Annotated in this window: 1 protein-coding gene; it reads right to left on the bottom strand. The window is 65.1% G+C overall.

The annotated features are described in order from the left end of the window. Positions 1–910, bottom strand: a 910-nt coding sequence (locus ABD358_RS28330) for an ABC transporter ATP-binding protein (RefSeq protein WP_344634019.1), incomplete at both ends; no start/stop codon positions are given.

Below are 910 nucleotides of genomic sequence, written 5' to 3' on the forward strand. Positions count from 1 at the left end.
GGTACAGGGGCGGGATGTCGGTGCGGCACACCTCCCGCGCCATCGGACACCGCGGATTGAACGCACACCCCGACGGAATACGCGTCAGATTCGGCGGCAGACCCTTGATCGCATACAGCTCCTGCCCCTTCTGATCCAACCGCGGAATCGAATCCAGCAACCCCCGCGTATACGGATGCGCCGGCCGCCGGTACAACTCGTGCACCGGAGCGGTCTCCACGATCCGCCCCGCATACATCACCGCGATCTTGTCCGCCACATCGGCCACCACCCCCAGATCATGCGTGATCAGGATCAGCCCCATGTGGTACTCACGCTGCAGCTCCGCCAGCAGGTCCATCACCTGCGCCTGCACCGTCACATCCAACGCCGTCGTCGGCTCGTCCGCGATGATCAGCTCCGGCTCCAGCGCCAGCGCCATCGCAATCATGATCCGCTGCCGCATACCCCCCGAGAACTGATGCGGATAATCATTCACCCGCGCCTTCGCCGCCGGAATCCGCACCCGGTCCATCAGCTCCACCGCCCGGGCCTTGGCGTCCTTCTTCGACAGCCCCTGATGAACCCGGAACATCTCCCCCAGCTGATAACCCACACTCAGCACCGGATTCAGCGACGACAACGCGTCCTGGAAGATCATCGCGATCTTCCGGCCCCGGATCCTGCGCCGCTCCTCGGCCGACATCCGCAGCATGTCCCGGCCGTGGAAGAGGATCTCCCCCTTCGGAATCCGCCCCGGCGGCATGTCCAGAATCCCCATGATCGCCTGCGCGGTCACGGACTTCCCCGACCCCGACTCCCCCAGCACCGCCAACGTCTCACCGGCACTGACGGTGTAGTTGACACCGTTGACGGCCTTGGCCACCCCGTCCCGGGTCTTGAACTCCACATGGAGGTCACGAACCTCCAG

This window comes from Streptomyces glaucosporus (genome assembly GCF_039533345.1).
Classification (GTDB): domain Bacteria; phylum Actinomycetota; class Actinomycetes; order Streptomycetales; family Streptomycetaceae; genus Streptomyces; species Streptomyces glaucosporus.